At 70.6% G+C, this 12,749-nt stretch carries 16 protein-coding genes; 6 read left to right on the top strand and 10 right to left on the bottom strand.

Annotated elements, in window-relative coordinates; genetic code table 11:
• Window positions 1–42: 42 nt before the first annotated feature.
• From ACZ5Y0_RS06000 to sodN, 3 genes are all read right to left on the bottom strand, one after another.
• The gene (locus tag ACZ5Y0_RS06000) at window positions 43–471 is read right to left on the bottom strand and encodes a VOC family protein (RefSeq protein WP_469127380.1); all 429 of its coding nucleotides are present in this window, start codon (window positions 469–471) and stop codon (window positions 43–45) included.
• A gap of 10 nt (window positions 472–481) precedes the next feature.
• Window positions 482–874, bottom strand: a complete 393-nt coding sequence (locus ACZ5Y0_RS06005) for a helix-turn-helix transcriptional regulator (protein WP_469127381.1) — start codon at window positions 872–874, stop codon at window positions 482–484.
• Window positions 875–1,044: 170 nt separating this feature from the next.
• Window positions 1,045–1,440, bottom strand: coding sequence for a superoxide dismutase, Ni (gene sodN, locus ACZ5Y0_RS06010; protein ID WP_469127382.1), 396 nt, complete (start codon window positions 1,438–1,440; stop codon window positions 1,045–1,047).
• Window positions 1,441–1,587: 147 nt separating this feature from the next.
• Here sodN and sodX point away from each other — a divergent pair, with 147 nt between their 5' ends.
• Complete coding sequence (gene sodX, locus ACZ5Y0_RS06015; protein ID WP_469127383.1) at window positions 1,588–2,019, top strand: nickel-type superoxide dismutase maturation protease; 432 nt, start codon at window positions 1,588–1,590, stop codon at window positions 2,017–2,019.
• Here sodX and ACZ5Y0_RS06020 read toward each other — a convergent pair.
• Complete coding sequence (locus tag ACZ5Y0_RS06020) at window positions 1,902–2,552, bottom strand: CGNR zinc finger domain-containing protein (protein ID WP_469127384.1); 651 nt, start codon at window positions 2,550–2,552, stop codon at window positions 1,902–1,904. The genes sodX and ACZ5Y0_RS06020 overlap by 118 nt on opposite strands.
• A gap of 99 nt (window positions 2,553–2,651) precedes the next feature.
• Between ACZ5Y0_RS06020 and ACZ5Y0_RS06025 the strand changes: the two genes are divergently transcribed.
• Window positions 2,652–3,413, top strand: a complete 762-nt coding sequence (locus ACZ5Y0_RS06025; protein ID WP_469127385.1) for a class I SAM-dependent methyltransferase — start codon at window positions 2,652–2,654, stop codon at window positions 3,411–3,413.
• A gap of 57 nt (window positions 3,414–3,470) precedes the next feature.
• Here the strand turns inward: ACZ5Y0_RS06025 and ACZ5Y0_RS06030 are convergent, their stop codons facing one another.
• Genes ACZ5Y0_RS06030 through ACZ5Y0_RS06040 form a run of 3 tightly spaced genes read right to left on the bottom strand, consistent with a single transcriptional unit; the run spans window position 3,471 to window position 6,186 of the window.
• Window positions 3,471–4,223, bottom strand: coding sequence for an amino acid ABC transporter ATP-binding protein (locus tag ACZ5Y0_RS06030; RefSeq protein ID WP_469127521.1), 753 nt, complete (start codon window positions 4,221–4,223; stop codon window positions 3,471–3,473).
• Between the two features lie 17 nt (window positions 4,224–4,240).
• Entirely contained in the window at window positions 4,241–5,179 is a 939-nt protein-coding gene (locus ACZ5Y0_RS06035) for an amino acid ABC transporter permease (protein ID WP_469127386.1), read from the bottom strand.
• A gap of 38 nt (window positions 5,180–5,217) precedes the next feature.
• Window positions 5,218–6,186 carry an ABC transporter substrate-binding protein gene (locus tag ACZ5Y0_RS06040; RefSeq protein WP_469127387.1) on the bottom strand — a complete coding sequence of 323 codons (969 nt, stop codon included), beginning with the start codon at window positions 6,184–6,186 and terminating at the stop codon, window positions 5,218–5,220.
• 604 nt (window positions 6,187–6,790) lie between these two features.
• On the opposite strand from ACZ5Y0_RS06040, the gene ACZ5Y0_RS06045 reads away from it, so the two are divergent.
• From ACZ5Y0_RS06045 to ACZ5Y0_RS06060, 4 genes are all read left to right on the top strand, one after another.
• Window positions 6,791–8,023, top strand: a complete 1,233-nt coding sequence (locus ACZ5Y0_RS06045) for an NAD(P)-dependent malic enzyme (RefSeq protein ID WP_469127388.1) — start codon at window positions 6,791–6,793, stop codon at window positions 8,021–8,023.
• Between the two features lie 279 nt (window positions 8,024–8,302).
• Entirely contained in the window at window positions 8,303–9,268 is a 966-nt protein-coding gene (locus ACZ5Y0_RS06050) for a zinc-binding dehydrogenase (protein WP_469127389.1), read from the top strand.
• Window positions 9,269–9,394: 126 nt separating this feature from the next.
• Entirely contained in the window at window positions 9,395–9,604 is a 210-nt protein-coding gene (locus ACZ5Y0_RS06055) for a helix-turn-helix domain-containing protein (RefSeq protein ID WP_391981824.1), read from the top strand.
• A complete protein-coding gene (locus ACZ5Y0_RS06060; RefSeq protein WP_469127390.1) occupies window positions 9,604–10,185 on the top strand; it encodes a Clp protease N-terminal domain-containing protein in 582 nt (193 codons plus the stop codon). Before ACZ5Y0_RS06055 ends, ACZ5Y0_RS06060 begins: the two co-directional genes overlap by 1 nt.
• A gap of 117 nt (window positions 10,186–10,302) precedes the next feature.
• On the opposite strand, the gene ACZ5Y0_RS06065 is transcribed toward ACZ5Y0_RS06060, so the two are convergent.
• The 3 genes from ACZ5Y0_RS06065 to ACZ5Y0_RS06075 form a co-directional block, all read right to left on the bottom strand.
• Window positions 10,303–11,415: a PadR family transcriptional regulator gene (locus tag ACZ5Y0_RS06065; RefSeq protein WP_469127391.1), complete on the bottom strand. Its 1,113-nt coding sequence runs from the start codon at window positions 11,413–11,415 to the stop codon at window positions 10,303–10,305.
• Window position 11,416: 1 nt separating this feature from the next.
• Window positions 11,417–12,364, bottom strand: coding sequence for a DUF4097 family beta strand repeat-containing protein (locus tag ACZ5Y0_RS06070; RefSeq protein WP_469127392.1), 948 nt, complete (start codon window positions 12,362–12,364; stop codon window positions 11,417–11,419).
• Between the two features lie 188 nt (window positions 12,365–12,552).
• Window positions 12,553–12,732 carry a DUF6104 family protein gene (locus tag ACZ5Y0_RS06075; RefSeq protein ID WP_073491365.1) on the bottom strand — a complete coding sequence of 60 codons (180 nt, stop codon included), beginning with the start codon at window positions 12,730–12,732 and terminating at the stop codon, window positions 12,553–12,555.
• Between the last annotated feature and the right edge of the window lie 17 nt (window positions 12,733–12,749).

The following is a 12,749-nucleotide window of genomic DNA, read 5'->3' on the forward strand; positions in this document are numbered from 1 at the left end:
CGGCGATCGTAGGCAGGTGCACCCGCGGGACCGCCCCGGTTTTCAGGCGCCCGTGGTGTCGTCCGCGCGTTCCATGAACCGCAGCAGGTTCCCCGCCGGGTCCCTGAACGCGCAGTCCCGCACGCCGTAGGGCTGGTCCATCGGCTCCTGGAGGACCTCGGCGCCGGCCTCCCGCACGCGCTCGTGCAGCGCGTCGCAGTCGGCCGTGGTGAAGATGACCCCGCGCAGCATGCCCTTGGCCAGCAGCCGGGCCATCTGCTCCCGGTCGGCGGGGGAGGCGTCCGGACTCGCCCCCGGCGGCTCCAGGACGATCTCCACGTCCGGCTGGAGCGGCGAGCCGACCGTCAGCCACCGCATCCCCTCGAAGGAGACGTCGTTGCGGACCTCCAGGCCGAGGATGTCGCGGTAGAAGTACAGGGCCTTGTCGTGGTCGTCGACGGCCAGGAAGCACTGGCGGAGTTTGAGATCCATGGCGAGCACCCTACGTACGCCGGGGGCGCGTGTACGTCCGTGCGACGCATGGCGGGATCACGGCGCTCGTCTCGTGCGATCGTGCCCGGTAGGCACTCGGCGTCTCGCCCACCAGCTCGGTGAACCGGGCGCTGAACGAGCCGAGCGAGGTACAGCCGACCTCCATGCAGACCTCCGTGACCGTGAGATCGCCGCGCCGCAGCAGGGTCTTGGCCCGCTCGATCCGGCGGGTCATGAGGTAGCCGTACGGAGTCTCGCCGTAGACCTCGCGGAAGCTGCGCTGGAAGTGACCGGGGGACATCAGGGCCGTGCGGGCCAGCGCGGCGACGTCGAGGCGCTCGGCGTACTCACGGTCCATCCGGTCTCGCGCCTGCCGCAGCCGGACCAGGTCCTCAAGGGTCACAGGGCCAGGATCGCACGGGGCGCCGCCGAACGTGCCGCGGTCGCGCGAGGTCGCGCCGACCCCGCCCGGGCATGCCGCAGGGGCCCGGTCGTATGCCGACCGGGCCCCTGCGGCGTCCCTCGTCCCGCGGTGGTGCACCTACCGCCGGCGCCAGGGAACGGACCCGTGTGTCAGGCCTTCTTGGTCTCCCAGAAGATCTTGTCGATCTCGGCGATGAGTTCCAGCGCCTTCTCGCCCGTCTTCGGGTCGGTCGACGCCTTCGCGGCCGAGAGGGCCTTGAGGGTGTCGTTGACCAGCTGGTGCAGCTGGGGGTACTTCTCGAAGTGCGGGGGCTTGAAGTAGTCGCTCCACAGCACGGAGACGTGGTGCTTCGCGAGCTCGGCGCGCTGCTCCTTGATGATGGTCGCGCGCGTCTGGAAGTGCGGGTCGTCGTTGGCGGCCATCTTCTCCTGCACGGCCTTCACCGACTCCGCCTCGATGCGGGCCTGGGCCGGGTCGTACACACCGCAGGGCAGGTCGCAGTGGGCGCTGACCGTGACCTTGGGGGCAAACAGGCGGGAAAGCATGGAGCGTTCCTTCCTCGTGATCGTCTTCTCAGGTGGGACATTACTCCCTGGGGGAACGGTTTTCGCGAGTGCCCCCATGGGCTTAGGACAAAAGTCCGGGGTCACACTGGGACTGGTGGAGGAACTGGACCAGGGGAGGTGCAGGCGATGCCGGAGCCGTCGCAGGACGCCGGGCGCGGGGCCACCGTGCCGTTCGGACTGGCCGAGGTGACCGGCCCGTCCATGGTCCCCACTCTGCACCACGGCGACCAGCTGCTGGTGCGGTACGGGGCTCGGGTGCGGCCGGGGGACGTGGTCGTGCTGCGGCACCCCTTCCAGCAGGACCTGCTCGTCGTCAAGCGGGCCGTCGAGCGCCGCGAGGGCGGCTGGTGGGTGCTCGGCGACAACGCGTTCGCCGGAGGTGACAGCACCGACTACGGCACGGTGCCCGACGAGCTGATCCTCGGGAAGGTGCGGTTCCGCTACCGCCCCCCGGAGCGGGGTCGGCGTTCGCCGCTGGCCGCGCTGCGCTGGGCGCTCTGCGCGGCCAGGCCCGTGCTGGCCGACCGGTCGGCCTCCAGGCGCTTGCGGGCGCGGTAGGCGGCCACGTTGGCGCGGGTGGCGCAGCGGTCGGAGCAGTAGCGCCGGGAGCGGTTCGTGGAGGTGTCCAGGTAGGCGTTGCGGCACGGGCTCGCCTCGCACAGGCCCAGCCGGTCGACGCCGTACTCCGTCAGGTGGAAGGCCAGGCCCATCGCGGCGATGGCCGCGTAGCCGGCGGTGGCGTTGGACGGGTGGTCGGCGAGGTGCATGTGCCACAGCGGCCGGCCGTCCTCGTCGCGGTGGTCGTGCCCGGAGATCTGCGGGCTGACCGGGAACTCCAGCAGCAGGGAGTTCAGCAGGTCGACCGCGAGGGTCTCGTCGCCGCTGTCGGCCGCCTCGAAGACCGCGCGCAGACGGGCTCGGACCGAGCGGAACCGGGTGACGTCCGCCTCGGTGGCACGGCGGGCCGCCGACGCGTTGCCGCCGAACAGGTCGCGGACGGCCTCGACCGAGGTCAGCGAGTCCTTGCCCCGGGCCGGTTCCTCGCTGTTGACGAGTCGAACGGCGTAGTCCGAGTAATAGACCAGTTCCACTTGTAGTCCTTACGGAGGGGCTCTATGGTCGACGATGCGGTCGGGTAACAGCTGATCGTGCTTCCAGGGTATTACGCGGGTGAGGAGAAGAGGGTTCCCATGACCACGACGAGCAGCGGAACCGACTGGCGGACCTGGCAGGAGAGCTGGGACCGGCAGCAGGAGTGGTACATGCCCGACCGGGAGGAACGCTTCCGGATCATGCTCGACATGGTGGAGGCGCTCGTCGGCGCCACCCCCCGCGTCCTCGACCTCGCCTGCGGCACCGGCACCATCACCGCCCGGCTGCTCGCCCGCCTCCCCGGCGCGACCAGCACCGGCGTCGACCTCGACCCGGCGCTCCTCACCATCGCCGAGGGCACCTTCGCCGGCGACGAACGGGTCACCCTGGTGACCGCCGACCTCGAGGACCCCGACTGGCCGGCCAGGCTGCCGTACGACTCGTACGACGCCGTCCTGACCGCCACGGCCCTGCACTGGCTGCACAGCGAACCCCTCGCGGCCCTCTACGGTCAGGTCGCGGAACTGGTCCGCGACGGCGGTGTCTTCATGAACGCGGACCATATGATCGACGACTCCACGCCCCGGATCAACGCGGCCGAACGCGCCCAGCGCCACGCCCGCATGGATCAGGCCAAGGCCGGCGGCGCCCTCGACTGGGCCCAGTGGTGGCAGCTCGCCGCCCAGGACCCCGCCCTGGCCGGTCCGACCGCCCGCCGCTTCGAGATCTACGGTGACCACGCCGACGGAGACATGCCGTCGCCGTCCTGGCACGCGCGCGTGCTGCGCGAGAAGGGGTTCGGGGAGGCGAGGCCGGTGTGGTGCTCGCCCTCGGACACGCTGCTGCTGGCGCTGAAGTGACGAGAGGGGCGGTACGGAGGATCTCCGTACCGCCCCTTCACCGTGCGCGGTGTCCCGTCAGAGGACCTTGGACAGGAACGCCTGGGTCCGCTCGTGCTGCGGGTTGTTCAGCACGTCACGCGGGTTGCCGGACTCGACCACCACACCGTCGTCCATGAAGACCAGGCTGTCGCCGACCTCGCGGGCGAAACCCATCTCGTGCGTGACGACGACCATCGTCATGCCGGACTCCGCCAGGTCGCGCATGACGTCGAGGACGTCACCCACCAGCTCCGGGTCCAGCGCCGAGGTCGGCTCGTCGAACAGCATCAGCTTCGGGTCCATGGCCAGGGCGCGGGCGATGGCGACGCGCTGCTGCTGACCGCCGGAGAGCTGTGAGGGGTAGTTGCCGGCCTTGTCGCCGAGGCCGACGCGCTCCAGGAGCTGCATGGCGCGCTCCCTGGCCTGGCCCCTGTTCTGGCCCTTGACCTGGACCGGGGCCTCCATGATGTTCTCGACCGCGGTCATGTGCGGGAAGAGGTTGAACCGCTGGAACACCATGCCGATGTCCCGGCGCTTGAGCGCGACCTCGCTGTCCCTCAGCTCGTACAGCTTGTCGCCCTTCTGGCGGTAGCCGACGAGGTCGCCGTCGACGTACAGCCGGCCGGCGTTGATCTTCTCCAGGTGGTTGATGCACCTCAGGAAGGTCGACTTGCCTGAGCCGGACGGGCCGATGAGGCAGAACACCTCGCCGGAGTCCACCTGGAGGTCGATGCCCTTGAGGACTTCCACGGGGCCGAAGGACTTGTGGACGCCCTCGGCCTTCACCATGGGGTGGGAGGGCTGCGTCATGCCGAGACTCCCTTCGGGCGGCGCGCGGGCAGGAAGGCGGCCTTGACGCGCTGGAGCGGCGTCGGCGGCAGGCTGCGGCTGGAGCCACGGGCGTAGTACCGCTCGACGTAGTACTGCCCGACGCTCAGGATCGAGGTCATGATCAGGTACCAGGCGGCGGCGAGGAAGTACATCTCCACCGTGGAGCCCGCGTTCTGACCGATGTCCTGTGCCTCCTTGAAGAGGTCGGCGAACTGCACGGCCGAGACGAGCGAGGTCGTCTTCAGCATGTTGATGACCTCGTTGCCCGTCGGCGGCACGATCACCCGCATCGCCTGCGGGATGACGATCCGGCGGAGCGTCCTGGTGTGGCTCATGCCGAGCGCGTGCGACGCCTCGGTCTGCCCCTCGTCGACCGAGAGCAGACCGGCACGGCAGATCTCGGCCATGTACGCGGCCTCGTTGAGGCCCAGGCCCAGCAGCGCCGTCAGCAGCGGCGTCATGAACGACGACCAGTAGTCCTTGTAGATCGGACCCAGGTTGATGTACTCGAAGACCAGGCCCAGGTTGAACCAGACGAACAACTGGACCAGGACCGGGGTGCCGCGGAAGAACCAGATGTAGAACCACGCGATCGACGAGGTCACGGGGTTCTTCGACAGACGCATCACGGCGAGCAGGATGCCGCCGGCGATGCCGATCACCATGGAGAGCACGGTGAGCAGCAGGGTGTTCCAGACACCGTGGAGGATGCGGTCGTCGAAGAAGTAGTCGGGGATCGCGCCCCAGTTGATATTGCCTTGCGCGAAGGCGTAGACGACCGAGCCCAGCAGGGCCAGCGCGACGACCGCCGAAACGTATCGCCCCGGGTGCCGGACCGGGATGGCCTTGATGGCCTCCGGCCCGGCGGGGGGCGTCGCGTCGGGACCGTCCGTCTTGTTGACGTCAACAGTCACGGGTGGAGCCTTTCAGAGCCGAGTCGAACCGAGGCGGTTCAGGAACCGCCGTTGATCTTGGACTCGGTGACCGCGCCGTCCGCGACACCCCACTTCTCGACGATCTTCTTGTACTCGCCGTTGTCGATGATCGCCTGGACGGCCGCCTGGAGCGCGTCCCGCAGCTGGGTGTTGTCCTTGGCGACGGCGATTCCGTACGGGCCGGCCTCGACCTGGTCGCCGACGATCTCGAAGTACTTGCCGCCCCCCGCGTTCTTCACGGAGTAGGCGGCGATCGGGAAGTCCGCGGAGACGACGTCGGCGCCCTTGGAACGCATCCGGGTCTCGGCCTCGGGGTTGGTGGCGAAGTCCTCGATCTTGAGGGCCGCCTTGCCGTCCTTCTTGCACTTCGCCGCCTGGTCCTTGGCGAGGTCGTGGGAGAAGGTGTTGCGCTGCACGGCCATCGTCTTGCCGCACAGGTCGTCCCAGGTCTTGATGCCCTGGGTGTCGCCCTTGTTGGTGTAGAGGGAGACGCCCGCCGTGAAGTAGTCGACGAAGTCGACGCCCGAGCCGACCTTCTTGCCGGTGTCGCCGTCGATGCCTTCCTGGCGGTCCTTGGTGTCGGTCATGGCCGACATGGCGATGTCGTAGCGCTTGGACGCCAGACCACCGACGAGGGTGTCGAACGTGGCGTTCTGGAACTCGAACTTCACGCCGAGCTGCTCGCCCATGGCGGCCGCGATGTCCGGGTCGATGCCGGCGGTCTTGCCGGAGCTGTCCTTGAACTCGACCGGCGCGTACGCGATGTCGGAACCGACCCTGATGACGCCCTTGTCACGGATGGCCTGGGGCAGCTTGCCGGCCAGCGGGGCCGTGCTGGTCGAGGCGGTGTCGCTGCTCCCGGAGTCGTTGTCCTTGGTCTGGTCACCGCAGGCGGTGAGCAGCAGGGCGCCCGTGACCGCGAGGGTTCCGACCGCGGCGAGCCGGGTGCGCGCGGCGGTGGTACAGCGGATGGAGCGTGCGGTCATGGTGAGTGCCTCCGGCGGATGGATGGAGATGCCGATGGGTCGACGAGAACACACACCTTCGGGTGTCGCGACCTCGTGTGATGACGGCATCTTGCCATTCGGACTACGCCATTCAGGGGGCCAGCCATGTCAAAATCGGATAACGGGCGACACCCGAATCCCATCAGTCCGGTACATCACGACCGGACGGGGCCGGATCATCTGCGGGAATCCCTGCTTCCGGCCGGAATATCTTCGGCCTATCTCGCCATGTGGACGAACACGCTCCGTCACAAGCTTGTGCCTCTCCATTTTGTCAAGGTTTTGGCCCGGCCCTGTCCGCGTCGCGCGCATGAGTCATCTCACTGGCGTACGACGGCGCAGGTGAGGTGTGGGAGTCCTGCGAACAGCGGCATGTGACCTTGCACCGAATGGACTCGTCGCCGGTGGTGTCCGTCCGGTATGAAGGTTCTTTACACCCCTCACCCGGGGCTCAGGGCGCGTGTGCGGCGCGCCCGACGTGCAGGTGCCCGTACGTATCACCGCTGGGTCCTGCGCGGTGCCCGCCCACTTCTCAACCAGGAGTGGCCACCCTCATCCATGAACACCTAAGGGGTACGACACAGTGGCAGCGGAGATCGTCAATCCTCGCAGCGAGAGCGAAGCGGACCATACGGGCCAGGAGGGCGGTGCGGAGCCCCTCGACTCGTTCGACCCGGCCTTCGCGCTGCACCGGGGCGGAAAGATGGCCGTGCAGGCCACCGTTCCGATCCGCGACAAGGACGACCTGTCCCTCGCCTACACACCCGGCGTGGCGCGGGTGTGCACCGCGATCGCGGAACAGCCGGACCTGGTGAACGACTACACGTGGAAGTCGTCCGTCGTCGCCGTCGTCACCGACGGTACGGCCGTCCTCGGCCTCGGGGACATCGGACCGGAGGCCTCCCTTCCGGTGATGGAAGGCAAGGCCATCCTCTTCAAGCAGTTCGGCGGGGTCGACGCGGTGCCGATCGCGCTCGCCTGCACGGACGTGGACGAGATCATCGAGACCGTGGTGCGCCTCGCGCCCTCGTTCGGCGGTGTGAACCTGGAGGACATCTCGGCGCCGCGGTGCTTCGAGATCGAGCGCCGGCTCCAGGAGCGGCTCGACATCCCGGTCTTCCACGACGACCAGCACGGTACGGCGGTCGTGACGCTGGCGGCGCTGCGGAACGCGGCCAGGCTGAGCGGGCGCTCGATCGCGGACCTGCGGGCCGTCATCTCGGGCGCCGGCGCGGCCGGTGTCGCCATCGCCAGGATGCTGGTCGAGGCCGGTGTCGGAGACGTCGCGGTCACCGACCGCAAGGGCATCGTCTCGGCGGACCGCGACGACCTGACCGACGTCAAGCGCGAGCTGGCCGGGTTCACCAACAAGGCCGGCCTCACCGGCTCCCTCGAGGACGCGTTGTCCGGCGCGGACGTCTTCATCGGCGTCTCCGGCGGTACGGTCCCGGAGGCCGCGGTCGCCTCGATGGCGGAGGGCGCCTTCGTGTTCGCGATGGCCAACCCCACCCCGGAGATCCACCCCGAGGTCGCCCACAAGTACGCGGCGGTCGTCGCGACCGGGCGGTCGGACTTCCCCAACCAGATCAACAACGTGCTGGCGTTCCCGGGCATCTTCGCCGGCGCGCTCCAGGTGCGGGCCTCCCGGATCACCGAGGGGATGAAGATCGCGGCGGCCGAGGCACTGGCGGGCGTCGTGGGTGACGACCTCGCGGCGGACTATGTCATTCCCTCGCCGTTCGACGAGCGGGTCGCCCCCGCGGTCACCGCGGCGGTAGCCGCGGCTGCCCGCGCCGAAGGGGTCGCCCGTCGCTGACCTGCGGCAGAGACGGCCCCGCCCGTTCCTCGGGCGGGGCCGCTTCTTTCGCCCACGCGCCCGACCGTCCGTCCGGGTGCATCGAGGGGGGTGGGCCTCGCCCGCGAGGGTGACGGTGCGCGGTGGCCGGGCCGTCTCGGGCCGGGCGCGCGGTTCCCCGCACCGCGGCGGGGCCCTCCGCCCACGTCCGACGTCCGGTGTCGTCCGGTCGCGCAAGAGGGCATGTCTCACAGTGCCCCCCGGTTTCGCCGGGGGCCGGGGGACCCTATCGTCGGGGGCATGTTCGCCGTCTACGCCGCTCGAATCGACCGCGACCAGCCGCTTTCCGGACTGGAGTTGGGGGAGCGACCAGCCCCCGAAGCCCGCCCCGGCTGGAGCACCGTCACCGTCCGGGCCGCCTCCCTCAACCATCACGACCTCTGGTCCCTGCGGGGCGTCGGCCTCCCGCAGGACAAGCTGCCGATGATCCTCGGCTGTGACGCCGCCGGCGTCGACGAGGACGGCAACGAGGTCGTGCTGCACTCCGTCATCGGCCAGACCGGCCACGGGGTCGGCCCCCGCGAGCCACGGTCCATTCTCACCGAGCACTACCAGGGCACTTTCGCCGAGCGGGTCGCCGTGCCGACCTGGAACATCCTGCCGAAGCCGAAGGAGCTGTCCTTCGAGGAGGCGGCCTGTCTGCCGACCGCCTGGCTGACGGCCTACCGCATGCTGTTCACCAACGCGGGGGTACGGCCCGGCGACTCGGTGCTCGTGCAGGGCGCCGGTGGCGGTGTCGCCACGGCCGCGATCGTGCTCGGCAAGGCGGCCGGGCTGCGGGTCTTCGCGACCAGCCGGGACGAGGCCAAGCGGAAGCGGGCGCTGGAGCTGGGGGCCGTGGAGGCCGTCGAACCGGGGGCGCGCCTGCCCCGGCGCGTGGACGCCGTCATCGAGACGGTCGGCGCCGCCACCTGGTCCCACTCGGTGAAGTCGCTGCGGCCCGGCGGCACGCTCGTCATCTCCGGCGCGACCAGCGGCGACCGTCCCTCGCATGCCGAACTGACCCGGATCTTCTTCCTCGAGCTGAAGGTCGTCGGCTCCACGATGGGCACCAAGGACGAGCTGGAGGACCTGCTCGCCTTCTGCGCCGCGACCGGGGTCCGTCCCGTCATCGACGAGGTGCTCCCGATGGACCGTGCCCGGGAGGGGTTCGAACGGCTTGCGTCGGGCGACCAGTTCGGCAAGATCGTCCTGACGAACTCCTGACGGTTCCCCGCTCCTGACGGTTCTCCGCGCTGCTGACGGCGGGTCCGGATTCCGGGCCCGCCTTTCGCGTACCCGGCATGTCAATCGAGGTTGACATGGCGGCGGTTGTCAACATAAGTTGACGTCATGACCGAAGCAACGGATCTGGCCGAGCGTGCGGGCGACCGTGATCCACGGATCGGACTGCGCGCCGTCGCCGCTCTGCGACGGCTGCTGGAGCAGCTGGAGGCGGTGCAGGTGCGCAGTGCGCGCCATCAGGGGTGGTCATGGCAGGAGATCGCCGCGGAACTCGGGGTCAGCAGGCAGGCCGTGCACAAGAAGTACGGGAGGCAGTGATGTTCGAGCGGTTCACGAAGGACGCCCGGGAGGTGGTGCGCGGCGCGTTCGCGCAGTGCGGGAACACGGGCGGGGGGACCGTGGGCCCCGAGCACCTGCTGCTCGCCCTGCTGGACCGTGAGGCGAGCCGCGGCTCCTTCGCGCTGGCCGCCCTCGGCCTCCCGGTGGAGGGCAGGGGGCCGGTCCGTGAGGCACTGGAGGAGGCGCGCCGGCGGGCGGGTCTCTCCCGGGCGGACGCCGAAGCCCTCGCCGACCTCGGTATCGACGTGTCCGAGATCGTCTCCCGGGTCGAGGAGGTGCACGGGGTCGGTGCGCTGTCCGGCGACCGGCGGGGCACGGGCCGGCGCGTCGGCCTCCCCGGTTCCGGCCGGCCCGGCTTCGGACGGGGCGCCAAGGAGGTCCTGGAGAACTCCCTGCGCATCGCGCTGGCACACCGTGACCGGCACATCGGCGACGAGCACCTCCTCCTCGCCCTGACCGCCCGTCCCGGCCCACCTGCCGAGGTCCTCGCCGACCACGGCATCACCCACACCTCCCTGACCGGCGTCCTGTACGCCGGGGGAGGGGCCCAGGCGGGCTGAGGCCGGAGACGGTGGACTCCGGCGGGCGGCGGGCGGTGATGGGCGGTGGCGGTGACGGTGGGCGGCGCGCCGGGCGCCGGCGCTCCGCCCGGTGCCTGACGCGCCGGGCGCCGCCGCTCAGCCCTTGCCCGTCCGCAGCATGGCCCCGATGTGGGCCGCCGCCGTCGACAGATGGCGGCGGGCCTCGCGGACCTGGTCGGCGCTGACGCCGTGGTCGCGGGCCGCGTCCCGGATGTCGTCGCGGAAGCGGTCCAGCAGTCGCTCCAGGTCGCGGGCCGGGTCGTCGCCGGGCGCCGCGTGGGCCCAGGACGGCTCGAAGCCGGCCGGGAAGGTGGCGGGGGTGTCGGTGTAGACCGGGCCCTCCGCCGCGGCACCCGCGGCGTCCGTCGACTCCGTCGATCCCGCACCCGCCTGCGGACCCCCGGTCTTCCCGGCTCCCCCCGGGTTCCCGGCGCCACCCGGGCCGAAGCCGAAGTCCTTGCCGAAACCCTTTCCGAACTCGCCGAACTCCTTGGCCAGTTCGGTCAGGCCCTCACGGACGCCCGTCGGCCAGTCGCCCCGCGCGAAGTGCTCCTGGACCTGCTGCTGGACCCGTCGTGCTATGCGCTGGACCTCCTCCTGAGCCTGGGCCGCGGCCCGGTCCTGGGCCTCCTTGGCCTGGCGACGGGCTCGCTGGGCCTCCTCGCGTGCCCGGCGGCTCTCGTCCTTGGCCCGGCGCGCCTGCTCCCTCCACTCCTGCTTGACGCGCCGCATCTCCTCCCTGGCGACCCGCCATGACTCCTTGTCGCCGTACTCACCGTCGTCCCCGGCGCTCGTACCGGCGCCGCTCGGCCCGGCGCCCTGGCGGGCCTCGGAGGCCGCCGCCCGCATCTCGCGCCGCAGTTCGCCCGCCGCTCCGCGCACATCGGCCCGGATCTCCGCGGCCAGCTCGGCGACCGACTCGCGGATCTCCAGCTCCAGGTCGGCGAGTTCACCGCTGCGGTCGGCCAGCTCGGCCCGGCCCGCGTCGGTGATGGCGTACACCTTGCGGCCGCCCTCGCTGGTGTGGGTGACCAGGCCCTCGGTCTCGAGCTTCGCCAGCCGGGGATAGACGGTGCCCGCCGACGGCGCGTACAACCCCTGGAAGCGCTCCTCCAGGAGGCGGATCACCTCATAGCCGTGACGCGGGGCCTCGTCCAGGAGCTTCAGCAGGTACAGGCGCAGGCGGCCGTGGGCGAAGACGGGAGGCATGTCAGAACACCTTCTTGTCGGTCGTGCTGTCGTCCGTGCCGGACGGGGAACCGTCCCCCGGGCCGGCGTGCTCGCCGTCGGCCGGAGCGGTCCGCGCCTCCCCGCCGTCGGCCGGGGCGGTCTCCGCCGACCATGGCCCGTCCTCCAGAGGAGGTCGGCGCAGCAGCGCGATGGAACCGGAGACCGTCGTGGCCTTGAGGCTGCCGCTGCCCGTCCCGAGACGGCCGGTGATGCGTTTGGCGCCCCACTGGCCGCTGACCCGGAGGTCCTCGAAGGCGTTGGAGACCGAGCCGCTCGCCGTGTTCGCCTCCACGCGTGCGTCCGCCGGATGGGGAAGCCGGATGGCGATCTCGCCCGAGACGCTGGTCAGGCGGATGTCGGCCGGGCGGCCCACCGGGTCGAGGTCGACGATCATCGAGCCGCTCACGGAATCGGCCTTGACGCGGGAGCCCGCCTCGACGACGGTCAGGTCCCCGGAGACGGAGTTGAAGCGCAGGTCGCCGGTGAGGGCCTGTGCCTCGACGTTCCCCGAGACGGTGTCCGTGCGGACCGGTCCCGCCAGGCCCACGAGGGTCGTGTCGCCGGAGACGCCCCTCACCTCGGCGCGCCCGTCGATGCCGGAGACCACCGCGCCGGCGCTCACCACGCCCACCTCGACGCGGGTGCCGGCCGGGACGGCGAGCGAGACGACGGCGCTGCGCCGCCGGCCCTTGCGGTCGAGCCACTTGAGGAAGCCCTTCCAGGGCAGGTCCTCGTACGCCACCGTCAGCGCTCCGTCCCGGTGGGTCACGACGAGAGGGGGGCCCTCGATCCGGGAGACCTCCAGGTGGGCGGAACCCTCGTCGGTGCCCACCACGTTGACCGTTCCGTCGACGATGCGGACGTGCAGCTCGCTCACCGGCTCGTCGAAGGAGAGCTTCCCCGGCTCGGCGACGGACCACTCGGACATGGTGATGACCTCCTCGACGACACGACACGCCATATCGCGTCTTACGGAATTCACGATATATCGCGGTCCTCGAAAGTCAAGGCGCCGCGATTCCGGCGACCGGACGTCATCCGCCCCCGGGGCACGAGAAAGGGGCGCCCCTCGAGGCGCCCCCTACGCGATCGGCGTGACGTCGTCGGACCTGCTCGCTACTCGTCGTCCTCGTCGTCCAGCCGGGCCAGCCAGGTCGCCAGCCGCTCCACCGGGACCTCGAAGTCCGGGTTCAGGTCGACGAAGGTCCGCAGCTGCTCGGCGAGCCACTCGAAGGTGACCTCCTCCGCGCCGCGCCTCTTCTCCAGCTCTTCGATGCCACGGTCCGTGAAGTACATGAGTCAAGGATAAGTGG

The sequence above is a fragment of the Streptomyces sp. NPDC033216 genome, assembly GCF_055577115.1.

What these genes read in the sequence shown, in the direction of transcription:
- ACZ5Y0_RS06000 (WP_469127380.1), bottom strand. Translation starts at nt 471, where the DNA reads ATGGATCTCAAACTCCGCCAGTGCTTCCTGGCCGTCGACGACCACGAC.
- sodN (WP_469127382.1), bottom strand. Translation starts at nt 1,440, where the DNA reads ATGCTTTCCCGCCTGTTTGCCCCCAAGGTCACGGTCAGCGCCCACTGC.
- sodX (WP_469127383.1), top strand. Translation starts at nt 1,588, where the DNA reads ATGCCGGAGCCGTCGCAGGACGCCGGGCGCGGGGCCACCGTGCCGTTC.
- ACZ5Y0_RS06025 (WP_469127385.1), top strand. Translation starts at nt 2,652, where the DNA reads ATGACCACGACGAGCAGCGGAACCGACTGGCGGACCTGGCAGGAGAGC.
- ACZ5Y0_RS06030 (WP_469127521.1), bottom strand. Translation starts at nt 4,223, where the DNA reads ATGGTGAAGGCCGAGGGCGTCCACAAGTCCTTCGGCCCCGTGGAAGTC.
- ACZ5Y0_RS06040 (WP_469127387.1), bottom strand. Translation starts at nt 6,186, where the DNA reads ATGACCGCACGCTCCATCCGCTGTACCACCGCCGCGCGCACCCGGCTC.
- ACZ5Y0_RS06050 (WP_469127389.1), top strand. Translation starts at nt 8,303, where the DNA reads ATGTTCGCCGTCTACGCCGCTCGAATCGACCGCGACCAGCCGCTTTCC.
- ACZ5Y0_RS06055 (WP_391981824.1), top strand. Translation starts at nt 9,395, where the DNA reads ATGACCGAAGCAACGGATCTGGCCGAGCGTGCGGGCGACCGTGATCCA.
- ACZ5Y0_RS06060 (WP_469127390.1), top strand. Translation starts at nt 9,604, where the DNA reads ATGTTCGAGCGGTTCACGAAGGACGCCCGGGAGGTGGTGCGCGGCGCG.
- ACZ5Y0_RS06065 (WP_469127391.1), bottom strand. Translation starts at nt 11,415, where the DNA reads ATGCCTCCCGTCTTCGCCCACGGCCGCCTGCGCCTGTACCTGCTGAAG.
- ACZ5Y0_RS06070 (WP_469127392.1), bottom strand. Translation starts at nt 12,364, where the DNA reads ATGTCCGAGTGGTCCGTCGCCGAGCCGGGGAAGCTCTCCTTCGACGAG.
- ACZ5Y0_RS06075 (WP_073491365.1), bottom strand. Translation starts at nt 12,732, where the DNA reads ATGTACTTCACGGACCGTGGCATCGAAGAGCTGGAGAAGAGGCGCGGC.